Raw genomic sequence first — 16,179 nt, 5'->3', positions numbered from 1 at the left:
TAATAATCAAAAATAAAAAATCTTTATAATCAGTGACAGTTTGCTTCACTTTGCACAAACAAACTAACATTACCGGGAGAAATATAAGGGATACTTAATCCCAAACCTCTCATGATAAATAAAATTCCTATACAAACTGCAATAACAGGTATTGCTTTTTGCAATTTACTTCTAAAAGAAACAGTAAGCAAATTTGATACATAAACTACCAAACTCATCATGGGGATAGTCCCTATTCCATAAAGAACCATATACAGAACGCTAAGATCTAACCGATTCATAGCTAAAGCTCCGAATAAAGCCACATAGACCATCCCGCACGGTAAAAACCCATTTAGCACTCCAATGGTATAAATAGACCCCATGGTTTTCTTCTTAAATTGGTTGCCCAATGAAGATTTAACCCGAGAAATTATTTTGTATACCGGTTTAGAGAAATTGTATTTCGCAAATTGTTTTTCAGGAACAACAGCAATCACGATCATTATAACTCCGACCACAATTGACAATTGTTGTTGCATTCCGGCTAAATAAAAGCCTCTCCCTAGAATTCCGAACAACAACCCCAAAGAACTATAGGCTGTTATTCTCCCCAAATGATACAACAAGATCTGTATCGTCTTAGTAGCCTGATTACTTCTGTCTACCGGCAACATCATAGCTATAGGTCCGCACATGCCCACGCAGTGCAGACTACTTATTAAACCGAATATGACAGCAGTATAAAGCATGTAAATAATTTTTTATGTCACAAAAAACTAGCTACTTTTAAAAATAAATAGTTTCTTTGTTAAGATAATCTGTTGATTGGTATGTCCAATCAACAGTAATGTCCCAAAGACCGCCTACCAAACTACTTTTAGGTATGAGCAAATGTGGACTAGAAAGTGAAATTGGAATTTCAAAATCTAATTTTTGGTTAGACGGTCTGTATAGGGACACTTTTCCACTAATGTTTTGTGCCTCAAAATTTTCAGGAAAAATCACTAAAATTCCATCATCTGTTTTTTTAATAACCAGTCTATGCTCTAAAGCATTAGCTTTTTCCTGTTTGTTAATATCGTTCTGAACAGTCGCTTCTTTTTTATAGTATTCTTTAGTTACCAATTCATTATCATACTTTGGATTAGATTGTACTCTGAATACAAACGACAAAATGAATACTATAAATATACCGAAAGCTATAACTATACCTGTTCCCCAATTAAATTTCATCTGTTCTGATTTTTATAATTATCAAAGATAGAAACAGGTCAAACAAAATTATTATTCAATTAAATTCGACCTGCCATCTTATTTTTTAAAAGCTTCTTGGTCCAAGGAAATTTGAAGTCGTTTTCTCTATTCGTTCCTTACCGCTATAGACTTCAATTTTAATTTTAGTTTTATCTCCTGTCAAGAAAGCTTGATTAATTTCAATAAATAAGGTTCCTTCGGCTAAGCCTTCTTTAGGAACTTTAAAGTATTCGTTCCCTACTACTTTTACTTCACCTTTCGGATTAACCAATTTAAAATGAACACTATCTAATTCCTTAACTGTTTTGTTCACGATCTTATACGTAAACACATTACTGATCTTGTCTCCCTTATGCTCATATAATTGACCCGGTAAACGTAAAACCGTAGCTTCTACTTCACCTCGCAGGAATAACAAGCCTATCAACAATCCGATTAAAATGGTTAATACTGCTATATAACCTTTCATTCTTGTAGTCAAAGAAAATTTTTCTTTATTTACAATTTCAGCTTCACTTGCATAACGAATCAGACCTTTCGGCAAACCTACTTTTTCCATAATGGTGTCGCACTCATCGATACAGGCCGTACAGTTTACACATTCTAACTGAGTACCGTTACGAATATCAATTCCGGTAGGGCATACAACTACACATTGTTTACAATCAATACAGTCACCATATCCTAATTCTTTTCGATCTTCTCCATTACGCCATTTTTTTCTACCGTTTTCACCTTCTCCTCTCACATGGTCGTAAGCTACAATAACGGATTTATCATCCAGTAGTACTCCCTGTAAACGTCCGTAAGGACAAGCAATGATACATACTTGCTCTCTAAACCATCCGAAAACAAAATAGAAAACTCCTGTAAATACTAACAAAGCAACTAATGTACTTAGATTTTTTGCCGGTCCTTCAGTGATCATTTTGATCAACTCGTCGCTTCCTACAAGATACGCCAGAAAAACATTGGCAATCATAAAAGAAATAACAAAGAAAATAAACAGTTTTATTACTCTCTTTCTTATTTTTTCAGCATTCCATTCTTGTTTTGCCAAACGTATTTGTGCTCCTCGATCTCCGTCAATCCAAAACTCAATTCTTCTGAAAACCATTTCCATAAAAATAGTTTGAGGACAAAACCAACCGCAAAAAATTCTACCAAAAGCAACCGTAAACAAGGTTAACCCTACTACTCCTATTATCATTGACATTACAAACAAATGGAAATCCTGAGGCCAGAAAGGGAAACTGAAAATATTAAATCTTCTTTCCAAAACATTGAACATCAAGAACTGATTTCCGTTGATCTTAACAAAAGGAGCTGCAAACAAAAAAGCTAATAGCAAATAGCTTAATAATTTTCTCTTATCATAAAATTTACCTGATGGCTTTTTAGGATAAATGAAATTTCTTTTACCTTCTTTAGTGATAGTACCTATACTATCTCTAAAACTTTCGTCTGGTAAATTAGTGTTAGACATGATATAAATTTGGTTTTTTTTAAAAAAGGATTCGGGCAAATGCCCAAATCCTTTTTTATTATTTTTATTCTGTTTTTAGAGAATCAACAACAACCGTTGCCACCTCTGTAGAATCTGTAACTGCTGTAGCATCTGCATCAGCTGCCGGTGCTGCTCCTTCTTCTATCCATTCATCCCCTTCAGACGGTTTCGGGTCTTTTGGATTTGAACCTTGTAAAGAAAGTATGTAGCTGGCTACTTTTTGAATCTCTGTCGGTTTTAAAGTTTCTTTCCAAGGCACCATACCTTTTCCGGAACGTCCTCCCTCAGTAATAGTGTTGAAAACGTTTTTAATACCACCGCCTAATATCCAGTATTTATCTGTTAAATTAGGTCCGATTGCGCCCCCTGCATCCGCACGGTGACAAGCAACACAGTTCGTTTTGAAGATGTTCTCCCCTTCAGACAAAGAGGCTGCATCTGTCAATAAAGTAACTTTATCTTTTGTCATTAAGTCCGGTGCAGTTTTCAAATATTCCTGAACTTCTTTATCTTTTTGTTCCATTTCAGCAATGAACTCTTCTTCCTGAGTATAATCTCCTACAATGTGGAAACGAACCAGATAGACAATTGCAAAAACGATACAGGCATAGAACAATCCAACCCACCAAGGAGGCAATACATTATCAAGCTCCTTAATACCATCGTAGTCGTGATCTAACATTACATCTGCCTCTTGCTCAATATCTTTTGAGCGGGTAAGCATTTTCATCAATTTACTATCAGCAAAAGAAACACTTTGAGCCTCAGCTAATTGTTTTTTCTGTTCATCAGATAGTAAGCTATACGTAACCTTATCTACAGCATCTACAACGATCTCGATTGCTATTAATAAGAATAAAAATACTCCTAAAAATAATGCTACCATCGGATACTTGATAAATGCAGGCTTATCACCTGAATCTATAAAATATTCCAAAGCGCCCATTACTATGGCAAAAATCAATGGAACTCTTACATATGCCGGAATTATTTTTTTCATCTTGAATGTTTTTAATTATTATCTTCTTTAAATGGTAATTCGCTCAATTCATTAATTTTCTCTTTACTATAGGTCATTGCCCAAATAAAGAAGGCAACAAACACGACAAAGAATATGGTTAACGATATGATAGGATATATCTCTACTCCAACGATAGTTTCCAGATTGTGTTTAACGAATTTCAACATGACTTACAATTTATTTTGTTGGATTTTTCACTTTAATATCAGTTCCCAAACGTTGTAAATATGCTATCAACGCTACAATCTCTCTGTCTTTCATAGGAACGAACTCATTACCTCTTGCAAGTGCATTTTTCTTACTTTCTTCATACGCTTTTACAAAGTCAGGATCAGAATGAAGATTTTTCTCAATCTCAGCAGATTGCTCATCCATACTTTTTCTAGCATTGGTTACATCTTCTGCTGTGTAAGGCACTCCTAAGGTTTGCATTACTTCCATTTTTTTCTCTATCAAAGAGTGATCCATAGCCTTGTTATCAAACATCCATTTATAACTTGGCATAATTGAATTAGGAGAAGTACTTTGCGGGTCATACATGTGGTTAAAATGCCAGTTGTCATTGTATTTACCACCTACTCTGTGTAAATCCGGACCTGTACGTTTTGAACCCCATAAGAATGGATGGTCATATACATACTCTCCTGATTTTGAATATTCTCCGTAACGTTTAACTTCTGAACGGAACGGACGAACCAATTGTGAGTGACAGTTGTTACATCCCTCACGGATATATAGGTCTCTACCCTCTAATTCTAACGGTGTATACGGTTTAACACTTGCAATAGTCGGAATATTCGATTTCACTACCAGCATCGGTACAATCTGAACAATACCCCCGATAGCTACAGCAATTGTTGTATAAATAGTAAACTGAACCGGTTTTCTTTCTAACCAAGAGTGCCAGCTTTCTCCTTTTAATTGATATGGAGAAATTCTTGTTAATGCAGGTGCCTCAGCTAATTCATCTTCAATAGGAGAACCTTGACGTACCGTTTGGATCACATTATATACCAATGTTAAGATACCGATAAAATATAATGTACCACCAATAGCTCTCATAGCATGCATAGGAATAATCTGTGTTACAGTTTCTAAGAAGTTACCGTAAACCAATGACCCGTCCGGGTTAAATTGCTTCCACATTGATGCTTGTGTAAACCCTGCCACATACATTGGCAACACATATAAAATGATACCTAAAGTACCGATCCAGAAGTGGAAATTAGCTAATTTTTTAGAATATAAAGTAGTTTTAGCCATTCTTGGTAACATCCAATATGTCATACCAAACATCATAAATCCGTTCCAAGCTAAAGTACCTACGTGAACGTGCGCTACGATCCAATCCGTAAAGTGAGCAATCGCATTCACATTTTTTAAAGATAACATTGGACCTTCAAAAGTAGACATACCATAACCGGTAATTGCCACTACCATAAATTTAAGTACAGGATCTACTCTTACTTTATCCCAAACACCTCTCAATGTTAATAAACCATTGATCATACCACCCCAAGACGGTGCAATCAACATTACAGAGAAAACCACTCCTAAATTTTGTGCCCAATCCGGTAAAGCGGAATACAATAAGTGGTGAGGACCAGCCCAGATATAAATAAAGATCAAAGACCAGAAGTGAATAATTGACAATCGGTAAGAATAAACCGGACGGTTAGCAGCTTTAGGCACGTAATAATACATTAACCCCAAAATAGGTGTTGTCAAGAAAAAGGCCACGGCATTGTGACCGTACCACCACTGAACCAAAGCATCCTGAACCCCAGCATAAACCGAATAACTTTTCATAGCTGTCCAAGAAACCGGAATCTCTAAATTATTGAAAATGTGCAATAAAGCTACAGCAATAAAAGTTGCAATGTAAAACCAAATAGCTACGTAAATATGACGCTCTCTTCTTTTAATGATCGTTCCGATCATATTAATACCGAATGCCACCCATATAACTGCTATCGCTATATCAAAAGGCCATTCTAATTCAGCATATTCTTTTGATGAATTATAACCTAAAGGTAATGTAATGGCTGCACCTAAAATGATGATCTGCCATCCCCAGAAGTTCAATTGACTTAAAAAGTCACTAAACATTCTGGTTTTTAATAAACGTTGCAAGGAATAATATGCTCCTGCAAACACACCATTACCTACAAAAGCAAAGATTACTGCATTTGTATGTAACGGTCTTAATCTTCCGTAACTTAACCATGAAATACCATCGGTCATGTTAGGAAACAAATAAAAGAAAGCTACTATAAGCCCGACAAGCATTCCTATTACACCAAAAGCAATTGCTGCATAAAGGAAGTTTCTTACAATTTTGTTGTCGTAATAAAATTGTTGCATTTCCATAATTAGATTGATTTTTGTTTCTCTTTTTGTGATTGAATTAATTTGTTGTTAGGGTTTTTCTTGATTTCATCGTCAAAAAGCATTCTGACGGAAGGTGTGTAATCATCATCATATTGACCGCTTTTCACTGCTTTTATAAAAGCAAGCAGAAAAGTTATGGCCACAACGATACTTACTGTGATTAATAAATAAATTACGCTCATACCTATTTTTATTTTACGTTAACAAATTTAATTCGGGCACTGTAACTAAAATATGATTTTTGTCATATCTGAAATTTTTGTTAAAATTATTTCCTTCTGCTCAAAAGGTTTGTCATAATTGTTACAAAACTCACTACTGTAATAGAACTGAGAGGCATAATAATTGCCGCTACCAAAGGAGATAAATGCCCTGTGATCGCAAAGCTAAGACCTATACTGTTATACAAAAGCGACAATCCGAAACTTGTATAAATAGTCTTTACGGCATTTTTTGCATAATGAAGGTAATAATCCAAACGAGCAAATTGACTTGCATCCATAATCCCGTCACAAGCGGGTGAAAACACATTTACATTTTCAGATATGGCAATTCCCACATTACTTTGCGCCAAAGCTCCGGCATCGTTCAACCCGTCACCTATCATCATAACATTTTTTCCTTGCGTTTGTAAATTCTCTATGAACTTTAATTTTTCTTCCGGCTTCTGATTAAAAATCAATTCGGTAGCATCTGGGAGTAAGGTCAATAGCGTATTTCGTTCGCCATCATTATCACCGGAAAGAACTTTTAATTCGTAATTTTTAGCTAATTTCTCAAATAAATCAGCTAAACCTTCACGATATTGATTGTTAAATATATAAAATCCTTTGTAAATCCCGTTAATTTTTATGTTAACTTTTGTTTTCTCATACTCTGAATTCTCTTCTATATCAAGAAAACTTGCTGAGCCGAACTGAACGATTTCTTTATCAAAAAAAGCTAAAACGCCTTTCCCAGTAAGCTCTTCATAAGATGTTGGCATTGCTTTAGAAACATCAGGCAAATAATCATATAATCTTCTGCTTAGCGGGTGATTAGAGCCTCGAAGAGCATTCTTCAATAAGTAGATTTCATGGTCACTCAGCTCTTCTCCTACAAATCGGATCGCTGTTTTTTTATTGGTTGTAATGGTTCCTGTTTTATCAAAAACGATAGTATCTACTTTTGCCATTTGTTCAATTACTGTCGCATTCTTTAAATACATCTTTTGTTTTCCCATAATACGAAGTACATTCCCTAATGTAAATGGTGCTGTAAGAGCTAAAGCACACGGACAGGCAACAATTAAAACTGCAGTAAAAATATTAAACGCCTGATACGTGTCTACAAACAACCATCCTATCAAAGAAGCAAAGGCTATCAATAATAAAGCAGGAGTAAAATATCGACTAACTTTATCTGTAATGGTTTTATGCTTTTGTTCAAATTTCTTTTGAAAGACATCATTACTCCATAGTTGAGTTAAATAACTTTGGGAAACAGAAAAAAGCACTTCCATTTCAATACTTTTTCCCAACTGTTTTCCTCCGGCAAAAAGTTTATCTCCTGATTTCTTTTCAATAGGTTCTTCTTCACCGGTAACAAAACTGTAATCTACAGCTGCTTTTTCAGAGATTAATATTCCGTCAACCGGAATTAACTCCTGATTACGGATTAGTAAACGATCTCCTTTTTCAATCTCATACACCTGAACGGCTTCTTCTGTCCCGTTTGGTGCCACCTTTGTAACAGCTATGGGGAAATATGACTTATAATCTCGTTCAAACGACAAAAAGCTATAGGTTTTCTGTTGGAACAACTTTCCTAATAACATAAAGAAGATCAAACCTGTTAAGCTATCAAAAAAACCTTGTCCATAGCCCATGATGATATCAATTGTACTTCGTACAAACATAACTACGATCCCCAAAGCTATAGGAATATCAATATTCAATATCCCTGAGCGGATACTTTTATAAGCTGATTTATAATAATCGATAGCCGAATATAAAAATGCGGGAAGAGACAAAGCAAAAATCAGCCATCTGAAAAAAGAGCGATACTGATTGATCCAGAATTCCTGAACTTCAAAATATTCCGGAAATGACAATAGCATGATATTCCCGAAACAGAAAAAAGCCACCCCCACCTTATAGATCAAACTACGATCGACTTCTTTTTTACCCGTTTCATAATTCTCCAGACTTATATAAGGTTCATAGCCTATTGAACTTAAAAGATATACGATTGCTTTTAAATCGGTTTCCTGAGGATTAAATGTAATACGGACTTTCTTTTCCGGAAAATTTACCTGAGAAACAATAATTCCTTTCTGAAGTTTTTGTAGATTTTCTAATATCCATATACACGAACTACAATGTATATGAGGAATATACAATGATACAATTGACGTTGTATTTTCATTGAATTCTAATAACTTCTCAACAATTGTTACATTGTCTAAAAAGTCATATTTACCATTGATGTCCTGAGGCGTTGCTCCAGGGGCTTGTTGGAAATCATAATAACACGTTAAATCATTCTGACTAAAGATTTCGTAAACGGTCTTGCAACCGGTGCAACAAAAATTTTTGTCATCATAAATAACCTCGTCTTTTTTATTAATTTCGTTACCACAATGGAAACAAGTATTTGATTCCATATATTTGCTCTTTTATACCTTATACAAAGGTCTTAAAACTTGTATAAATAAAATATGATTTTTATCATCTTTTTTGTAGCTTTGTAACACACTTTTTTATAAATCCAGTTCACTATGAGCAAATGCGAGCAATGTATTGTTAGAGAGTTTAGTTCGTTAAAAGCACTAAATAAAGACGAGTTATTGAAACTGGCTAATTGTAAAACTTCCTATACTATAAAAAAGGGAGAACCCATTTTTGAAGAAGGCGAAAATATCAATGGTATTTTTTGTATCAAAGACGGTGTTTGTAAATTAACCAAATTAAGTGCTAACGGTAAAGACCAAATTGTAAAACTGGTTAAACCGGGAGAATTATTAGGTCAACGTTCGATGATTAGTGACGAACCGACTAATTTGAGTGCTGTTGCCTTAGAAGATATGCAGGTTTGTTTTGTACCCCGAAAAGAAGTTATCGGCTTTTTCAATCTGAATAATGACTTCTCTATGAATGTCATGAAAACTATTTGCGGTGATCTGCGTGAAGCTGATGATCTAATGGTTAGTATGGCTCAAAAAACCGTAAAAGAGCGCTTAGCGCAAACCTTGATCTACTTAGAGGAAACTTTTGGTAATAATGCTGACAGAACTTTGAAAATTCAACTTTCAAGAGAAGAATTAGCAGGAATGATCGGTACGGCAACGGAAAGTTGTATTCGTTTGCTTTCCGAATTCAATAAAAACGGCTGGATCGAGCTTATCGGTAAAAAGATTGCCATTAAAGACAAGACCAAACTAAAAAGAATCTCATAAAATATATTTCTTAAAAAAGAAAAAGGAGTCCTGCAGGACTCCTTTTTTATTCTTCAACAGGACCTTGCCATTCGGAAATCCCGCCTAAAAGATTGTAAACATTTTCAAATCCTAATTGTTTCATAACATTGCAAGCCTGAGCACTTCTCCCTCCTGCTAAACAATAAACATAATAATTTTTACTTTTATCCAGTTCATCTACTTTATATACAAAGCCTTGACCTTTGTAGAAATCAATATTAATAGATTCGGGGATTCTGAGAGCCGCATTTTCTTCTTCTGTTCTTACGTCCAGAATCACTCCGTTAGGATCTTGAAGAAACTGGCTCCACCAGTCATTTTGATTTAAGTTCATGGTAATTTTTTTGACAAAAGTACTACGATTTAATAGAACAACCAATAGCTTTTGTAAAATCGGTTTTCACTTCTTGTCCTTTCAACAAAGCATCAACTGCATTTTCTACATATTTTACCTTTATAGCTTCAGCATCAGTATGATTATCATCAATTGCCCCGATGTATTTTACAACATTTCCTTTAACCGTTTTTTGTAAAACAAAAACATGAGGCGTTTTAGTAGCGCCATATTGCGGATATATTTTTTGCCCTTCATCAAATAAATACGGGAAGGTAAACCCTTTTTCCTTAGCTCTTACTTTCATCAAATCGTAACTATCATCCGGTTGGACTTCAGGATTATTAGGATTAATAGCAATTACAGGATATCCTAGTTTTTTATATTTTTTATCTAAAGCAATGATTCTGTCTTCATACGCTTTAGCAAACGGACAATGATTACAGGTAAAAATCACAATATAGCCTTTAGCATCTTTATAATCTTTTAATGATACCATTTTGCCATCTACATTTTTCAATTTAAAATCAGTAGCTACATCACCGACTTTATAACCTTCAACAGGTTTTTCTGTAAAAGCAAAGGTTGTCACCAATACCAATGCAGTAAGTACAAATTTGATTGTTTTCATAATTTTAATTGTTTAGTATTAATAAGAGTTCTTTTTCTAATTCTTCATAAGTAAACGATTGTTCAAAAAACTTTTTGTTTTTACCTTTATATATAACGGTAGCCGGAATAGCTCCTGACCAATCTTTATTTACTTTTTCAATCCAGCTGTTTGCATCCGGATCATCCAAAACATAAACAGTAGACTGAATTTTTTTTCGTTCTAAAAAAGGCAATAACTGAGATTCTATTTTCTTAGGGAAATCTAAGCTTACTAAAATCACTTTTACATTTTTACCTTTATACGTTTCATTCAGTTTCTCAAAATAAGGCAATTCTTTAACACATGGCAAGCACCAAGTAGCCCAAAAATTAATAGCATAAGTAGCATCATCATCTTGTTCAAATAAAGGAGACAAATGTTCAAAATCAAAAGAAGCTACTTCCCTATTTTCATTTTTATAGCTCTTAACAGGCTTTAAATCTTGTGAATACAAAAATCCTGTACACAATAAAAACACTATAATGGCTTTTCTCATCTGAAATATTTTTTTTTAAAATTAACCAAGCAATAAAGCTTATGAAATTTTTTAATAAAAAATTAACATACTTGTATATACAAGTATTCAAAAATACACTACATTTGTACATACAAATTTTGTAATTACAAATGAAAATAGAAGAAATCATAAAAGCAACATCAGATCTAACATTAGAAAAGCGTACTTTATTAAATTTAATGTACACTCAAAATGTTATTTCTGAAAAGTTTAATGAGGTCTTAAAGCCATTTGAATTATCTACAGAACAATTTAATGTTTTAAGAATCTTGAGAGGACAAAAAGGGAAACCTGCAAATATGTGTGTTATTCAGGAGCGAATGATCGCAAAAACCAGTAACACAACACGTTTGGTCGACAAACTTTTATTAAAAGAATTGGTCACTCGCGAAGTTTGTCCGGAAAACAGACGAAAAATGGAGATCGAGATCACAGACAAAGGATTAGCGCTTCTTAAAGAATTAGATCCTTTAGTGGTAACTCATGAAAACCATTTTGCGGAAAACCTGACCCGGGAAGAATTAGAAAATTTAAACAATTTATTAGAAAAATTTAGAACTATTTAAATACAATGAGTACATTTATTGACAATCAAAATTGGCGCTATGCCACTAAAAAATTCGATGCTACTAAAAAAGTATCAGATACAGACTTAGCAATTTTAAAAGAAGCTATACAATTAACTGCTTCTTCATACGGTTTACAACCTTATAAAGTATTAATTATTGAAAACCCGGAAATCAGAAAACAGTTGCAAGCAGCTTCTTGGGGACAAACTCAAATCGTTGATGCTTCTCACCTATTGGTTTTTGTGAATCATACTAACATTGACGAGACTTATATCGCAAAATTTGTCGATCATATTGCAGAAACACGCGGAATACAAACAGAAGCTTTAAAAGGATATCAAGACGTAATGAATGCTAATGTTGCAGGATTACCGGCTGACGTAAAAAATACTTGGGCTTCCAAACAAACGTATATTGCCTTAGGAAACCTTTTAGCTGCTGCTGCTGAGCTTAAAATTGATGTAACGCCTATGGAAGGCTTTGTTCCGGCTGAATACAATAAGATATTAGGACTAACAGAAAAAGGGTTGAATGCTTCTTTGGTTGCAACTATCGGTTACCGTCATGAAGAAGATGCTACACAACATTTCAAAAAAGTTAGAAAACCACTTGAAAAATTATTCGAAACAATTTAATCTATTAATAATCCAATTCAAAATTTAATTCACAATCATGAAAGCAAATTTAAAATCAATCGCATTAGCATTAGTAGCTTTTGTTACTTTTTCAACAACTGCTCAAACCACTAAGAAAGTAAATGTTGAAAAAAGTAAATTACACTGGGTAGGTAAAAAAGTTACCGGTCAACACGAAGGAACAATCAGCTTAAAAGAAGGTGCTGTTGTTTTAAAAGGTAAAAAATTAGTAGGTGGTAACTTCACTGTAGATATGACTTCTATCAACACTACTGATTTAGAAGGTGACTGGAAAGCAAAATTAGACGGACACTTAAAAGCTGAAGATTTCTTTGGTGTTGAAAAATTCCCTACTTCAACTTTAGTATTCAAAAAAATCGCTGACAAAGGTAACGGTGTTTACACTGTATATGCTGATTTAACAATCAAAGGAATTACTCAACCTGTAAATTTTGATCTAACTGTAAACGGAAACTCTGCTACAGGTAAATTAGTGATCGACAGAACTAAATTCGGTATTAAATACGGTTCAGGTTCTTTCTTCTCAGGTTTAGGTGACAAAACCATCTATGATGAATTCGAATTAGACGTTACTTTAAGCTTCTAATCAAGATAAACTTTGCTATGAAAAAGAAAAAGTCCAAGTATCCCTTGGACTTTTTTCTTTTATATGGTAATTTTAAACCACTACCAATAATAAATCTGAAATTCATGAAAAACCTTAGCCTTCTGGTTCTTGTCTTAGTTACTTTTTTAGCTACTGCGCAAAACAAACCCGTTCCTCTGGATCAAAACTTAAGCAACTACAAATATCCGTATCCGGTTCATTTTATAGCGCTAAAAGTTCAAAACCAAGAGCTTCAAATGGCGTATATGGATGTAAAACCTAAAAATTTCAACGGTAAAAATGTCCTTTTACTACATGGTAAAAACTTTAACGGAGCCTATTGGAAAACCACTATTGAAGCTTTAACGGCTAAAGGATATCGAGTAATCGCTCCAGACCAGATTGGTTTTGGGAAATCTACCAAACCAGAACATTTTCAATATTCTTTTCAGCAATTGGCTCAAAATACAAAAGCCATTTTAGATCATTTAAACATTACTAAAACTGCGGTTCTGGGACATTCTATGGGAGGCATGCTAGCTACTCGATTTGCATTGATGTATCCTGAAATGACTGAAAAACTGATTTTGGAAAACCCGATCGGACTCGAAGATTACAAAGTAGTTGTACCTTACCAACCTATTGATTGGTGGTATGAAAAAGAATTAAAAAGCAATTACGAATCCATTAAAAACTACCAACTAAAATTCTATTACGACAATAAATGGAAGCCGGAATACGATCAATGGGTTAATATTTTAGCCGGATGGACTTTACACAAAGATTATCCGATCATTGCTTGGAATTCTGCTTTAACCTACGACATGATTATGACACAACCTGTAGTCTACGAATTTCCGAATATAAAAGCACCTACTCTATTGATCATCGGAACACGTGATCGTACCGCTTTAGGAAAAAATCTAGCTCCGGAAAATGTTAGAGAAACGCTAGGATTGTATTATGAGCTGGGCAAAAAAACGCAGCAAAAAATACCGAATGCTACATTAGTCGAAATTGAAAACATAGGTCATTTACCTCATATTGAATCTTTTGAAAAATTTATTCAACCTTTAACTGATTTCTTACTCGAATAATTTTTACATTTGTTTCAACAATTAAGAAGATGAACAACACTTTAAACAATACTTGGTGGTGGCACAACTTACGTCAAACGTTGTGAGCGAAACTTCTATTAGTATAATTTAAAACAAAATACTTAAAAAAGGCTTGTCGTGTGACAAGCCTTTTTTATTCCTTATACTTTATACTTTAGACTAAAAAGTAAAATTCATTTGTATTAATACACACACTATAATTAAAAATATTTTCTAGTATAAAAATTCAATCATTAGTGTTACTCTTTATTGCAAACAGGTCACTTTTTTAAATGCTTCCTTACTGTTTCGACTATTTCTACAGGATCTCTTGGAGTTGTAATATAATCTATCATTTTACCATTTCTATCAACGATAAAAAGCTTATCGGAGTGAGAAACCGAATAATTTAAATTAGAGTTATTATTCTGTTGTATAACATAACCTGCAGGGAACAAATCAATCGTTTTATCTATTTCTTGTTTATTTCCAGTAATTCCAACAAAGTCTTTATTAAAAGATTTAGCATATTCTGAAACTATCTCCGGAGTATCCTTTTTTGTAATCAACACTTATAAAAATTACGCTAACATTTTTACGTTCGCTTTGCGTAAGCATATCAAAAGAACTATTAACCGAAGCTAACGCCATAGGACAAACTGAAGCACAAGAAGTAAAACCGAAATACAGTAAATTTATTTCCTTAGCATTTTGATTAAACTCCCACTTTCCTTTTTCATTATTAAGAGTAAAATTTTCTCCATATGGAATGTTATCTATCTTATACCATATCAAAAAAATAACAAAAATAACTCCCAGAATAGTGAGAACGGTTCTTATAATTTTATTCATGGTTTAATTTTTCCATTACAGATATCCTGCCTCTAACATAGTTTCCTGTTAAAGAAACACCCACACCAACAAAAATTGTCACAGCAAGAACTGTCCAACTTATAGAATCTGCTCCGAGCTTGAAAAAATTTGAATTCCATATGCCCCATACAGGAAATGTAGGACGCCATAAATGGACTTCTGCAAATGCTGCCGCTACTAACAAACCGTTGATTACAGTTGCTATTGCAGCAGAGTTTTTGTTCTTACTTATAAGAAATAAAGCGATTAAACTAGGTGTATAAACACTTATATTTACCAACCAAACCGATAAAGGAATGGTATAATCCCAACAAGATGCTTGTCTAACATGGTCAGTATCATGAATTACTATCATTACAATCATAATGATATTTGCCCAAATCAATGTTTTTTTGTTTTGCTTTTCCATTTTTGTTAATCTAAAAATTTATCTAATTTATTTACAATGTCTTTCCAAAGATGATTCTTCATATTCTTCCTAAAATAACCAAAATGGTCAATTTTTTTCAATCCAAATTCTGTTGGTGTCAATGCTGAAAATGTTATGCCTTTTTCACTCTTTACATTTCGCCAAAAAGCTTTGGTGTTTTTTGAATTGGAAATAGTATCATCCACCGAGTAATAAACATGAATAGGGAATTTGAAGTTTTTAAAATTTCCATTAGGAACAGTTTTTCCATAGAATTTTTCATCAAAAAAATAGTTTTCTTTTTCTAGCCAATCACGCCATTCAAATACAACTTCTTTAGGCAAGTTTTCCATCAATCCATAAGGTTTCGAATTAACAAAACCGCTTATTAAAACACTTATTGGCGAAAAAACATAGAAAAAGAAATAAGCTTTCATTCTATAAGCAAATGGCATATTCGAATAATAACCCGATGAAACAGCAATATTAATCGTACCTTTTACATTATCTAAATTTTCAATAAAACCTATTTGTTGTCCTCCAACACTATGTCCTATAAAGAGAAAGGGAAGCTTTGGGAACCTATTTTCTAAAAAAGTTTTAATTGCAGACATATCTTTGGTTCCATAATCTGAAAACTTGTAATAATTATTTTTAAGATCATCGCTCTTTTCACTTCCTCTATAATTCCATAAGCAGCATAAATATCCGTTTTCTGCTAAAAAAGTTAGAAATGGAAGATAAAACTCCTTTTTAGTAGCAGTTCCGCAATTAAATTGTATAACAGCTTTTGGATTAGTAGGAATAATTAGTGTTCCTTTCAGCTTTATTCCGTCACTACAAATAGCTTCAAAATTTTCTGTTTTCATCATCA

General features: G+C 33.6%; 20 protein-coding genes. 5 read left to right on the top strand and 15 right to left on the bottom strand.

The window, feature by feature from the left end:
- Positions 1 to 29: 29 nt before the first annotated feature.
- The 8 genes from DI487_RS13950 to DI487_RS13915 form a co-directional block, all read right to left on the bottom strand.
- Positions 30 to 731: a sulfite exporter TauE/SafE family protein gene (locus tag DI487_RS13950; protein ID WP_109570184.1), complete on the bottom strand. Its 702-nt coding sequence runs from the start codon at positions 729 to 731 to the stop codon at positions 30 to 32.
- A gap of 37 nt (positions 732 to 768) precedes the next feature.
- Positions 769 to 1,215 carry a FixH family protein gene (locus tag DI487_RS13945; protein WP_109570183.1) on the bottom strand — a complete coding sequence of 149 codons (447 nt, stop codon included), beginning with the start codon at positions 1,213 to 1,215 and terminating at the stop codon, positions 769 to 771.
- An 85-nt stretch (positions 1,216 to 1,300) separates the two neighbouring features.
- Entirely contained in the window at positions 1,301 to 2,722 is a 1,422-nt protein-coding gene (ccoG, locus tag DI487_RS13940; protein ID WP_109570182.1) for a cytochrome c oxidase accessory protein CcoG, read from the bottom strand.
- Between the two features lie 64 nt (positions 2,723 to 2,786).
- Positions 2,787 to 3,743: a cbb3-type cytochrome c oxidase N-terminal domain-containing protein gene (locus tag DI487_RS13935; RefSeq protein ID WP_109570181.1), complete on the bottom strand. Its 957-nt coding sequence runs from the start codon at positions 3,741 to 3,743 to the stop codon at positions 2,787 to 2,789.
- A gap of 11 nt (positions 3,744 to 3,754) precedes the next feature.
- The gene (locus DI487_RS13930) at positions 3,755 to 3,931 is read right to left on the bottom strand and encodes a CcoQ/FixQ family Cbb3-type cytochrome c oxidase assembly chaperone (protein WP_109570180.1); all 177 of its coding nucleotides are present in this window, start codon (positions 3,929 to 3,931) and stop codon (positions 3,755 to 3,757) included.
- Between the two features lie 10 nt (positions 3,932 to 3,941).
- Positions 3,942 to 6,134, bottom strand: a complete 2,193-nt coding sequence (gene ccoN, locus DI487_RS13925; protein WP_109570179.1) for a cytochrome-c oxidase, cbb3-type subunit I — start codon at positions 6,132 to 6,134, stop codon at positions 3,942 to 3,944.
- A gap of 2 nt (positions 6,135 to 6,136) precedes the next feature.
- Positions 6,137 to 6,337 (bottom strand): cbb3-type cytochrome oxidase assembly protein CcoS, encoded by a 201-nt coding sequence (gene ccoS / locus DI487_RS13920; RefSeq protein WP_109570178.1) that lies wholly within the window; start codon positions 6,335 to 6,337, stop codon positions 6,137 to 6,139.
- A gap of 86 nt (positions 6,338 to 6,423) precedes the next feature.
- Positions 6,424 to 8,799 (bottom strand): heavy metal translocating P-type ATPase, encoded by a 2,376-nt coding sequence (locus tag DI487_RS13915; protein ID WP_109570177.1) that lies wholly within the window; start codon positions 8,797 to 8,799, stop codon positions 6,424 to 6,426.
- Between the two features lie 114 nt (positions 8,800 to 8,913).
- Here DI487_RS13915 and DI487_RS13910 point away from each other — a divergent pair, with 114 nt between their 5' ends.
- Positions 8,914 to 9,591 carry a Crp/Fnr family transcriptional regulator gene (locus DI487_RS13910; protein ID WP_109570176.1) on the top strand — a complete coding sequence of 226 codons (678 nt, stop codon included), beginning with the start codon at positions 8,914 to 8,916 and terminating at the stop codon, positions 9,589 to 9,591.
- A 46-nt stretch (positions 9,592 to 9,637) separates the two neighbouring features.
- On the opposite strand, the gene DI487_RS13905 is transcribed toward DI487_RS13910, so the two are convergent.
- From DI487_RS13905 to DI487_RS13895, 3 genes are read right to left on the bottom strand one after another with little or no spacing between them, the layout of a single operon-like run.
- A complete protein-coding gene (locus DI487_RS13905; protein WP_109570175.1) occupies positions 9,638 to 9,946 on the bottom strand; it encodes a rhodanese-like domain-containing protein in 309 nt (102 codons plus the stop codon).
- A gap of 22 nt (positions 9,947 to 9,968) precedes the next feature.
- Positions 9,969 to 10,577 carry a thioredoxin family protein gene (locus DI487_RS13900; protein WP_109570174.1) on the bottom strand — a complete coding sequence of 203 codons (609 nt, stop codon included), beginning with the start codon at positions 10,575 to 10,577 and terminating at the stop codon, positions 9,969 to 9,971.
- 4 nt (positions 10,578 to 10,581) lie between these two features.
- Entirely contained in the window at positions 10,582 to 11,094 is a 513-nt protein-coding gene (locus DI487_RS13895) for a TlpA family protein disulfide reductase (RefSeq protein WP_109570173.1), read from the bottom strand.
- A gap of 131 nt (positions 11,095 to 11,225) precedes the next feature.
- Between DI487_RS13895 and DI487_RS13890 the strand changes: the two genes are divergently transcribed.
- The 4 genes from DI487_RS13890 (at position 11,226) to DI487_RS13875 (ending at position 14,023) form a co-directional block, all read left to right on the top strand.
- Positions 11,226 to 11,681, top strand: a complete 456-nt coding sequence (locus DI487_RS13890) for a MarR family winged helix-turn-helix transcriptional regulator (protein ID WP_109570172.1) — start codon at positions 11,226 to 11,228, stop codon at positions 11,679 to 11,681.
- Positions 11,682 to 11,686: 5 nt separating this feature from the next.
- On the top strand, positions 11,687 to 12,319 hold the full coding sequence (locus DI487_RS13885) for an NAD(P)H-dependent oxidoreductase (protein WP_109570171.1): 633 nt from the start codon (positions 11,687 to 11,689) through the stop codon (positions 12,317 to 12,319).
- Positions 12,320 to 12,356: 37 nt separating this feature from the next.
- Positions 12,357 to 12,926, top strand: a complete 570-nt coding sequence (locus tag DI487_RS13880; RefSeq protein ID WP_109570170.1) for a YceI family protein — start codon at positions 12,357 to 12,359, stop codon at positions 12,924 to 12,926.
- Between the two features lie 104 nt (positions 12,927 to 13,030).
- Positions 13,031 to 14,023 carry an alpha/beta fold hydrolase gene (locus tag DI487_RS13875; protein ID WP_109570169.1) on the top strand — a complete coding sequence of 331 codons (993 nt, stop codon included), beginning with the start codon at positions 13,031 to 13,033 and terminating at the stop codon, positions 14,021 to 14,023.
- Between the two features lie 281 nt (positions 14,024 to 14,304).
- Here DI487_RS13875 and DI487_RS16730 read toward each other — a convergent pair whose 3' ends face one another.
- Genes DI487_RS16730 through DI487_RS13855 form a run of 4 tightly spaced genes read right to left on the bottom strand, consistent with a single transcriptional unit; the run spans position 14,305 to position 16,177 of the window.
- A complete protein-coding gene (locus DI487_RS16730) occupies positions 14,305 to 14,595 on the bottom strand; it encodes an SCO family protein (RefSeq protein ID WP_109570168.1) in 291 nt (96 codons plus the stop codon).
- A complete protein-coding gene (locus DI487_RS13865) occupies positions 14,546 to 14,875 on the bottom strand; it encodes an SCO family protein (RefSeq protein WP_109570167.1) in 330 nt (109 codons plus the stop codon). Before DI487_RS13865 ends, DI487_RS16730 begins: the two co-directional genes overlap by 50 nt.
- A complete protein-coding gene (locus DI487_RS13860; RefSeq protein WP_218925774.1) occupies positions 14,868 to 15,251 on the bottom strand; it encodes a hypothetical protein in 384 nt (127 codons plus the stop codon). Before DI487_RS13860 ends, DI487_RS13865 begins: the two co-directional genes overlap by 8 nt.
- Positions 15,252 to 15,310: 59 nt before the next feature.
- A complete protein-coding gene (locus DI487_RS13855) occupies positions 15,311 to 16,177 on the bottom strand; it encodes an alpha/beta hydrolase family protein (RefSeq protein ID WP_170108215.1) in 867 nt (288 codons plus the stop codon).
- Positions 16,178 to 16,179: the final 2 nt, after the last annotated feature.

It is taken from the genome of Flavobacterium sediminis, assembly GCF_003148385.1.
GTDB classification, from domain to species: Bacteria; Bacteroidota; Bacteroidia; order Flavobacteriales; family Flavobacteriaceae; genus Flavobacterium; species Flavobacterium sediminis.
This window is presented reverse-complemented; position numbering and strand designations above follow the sequence as displayed.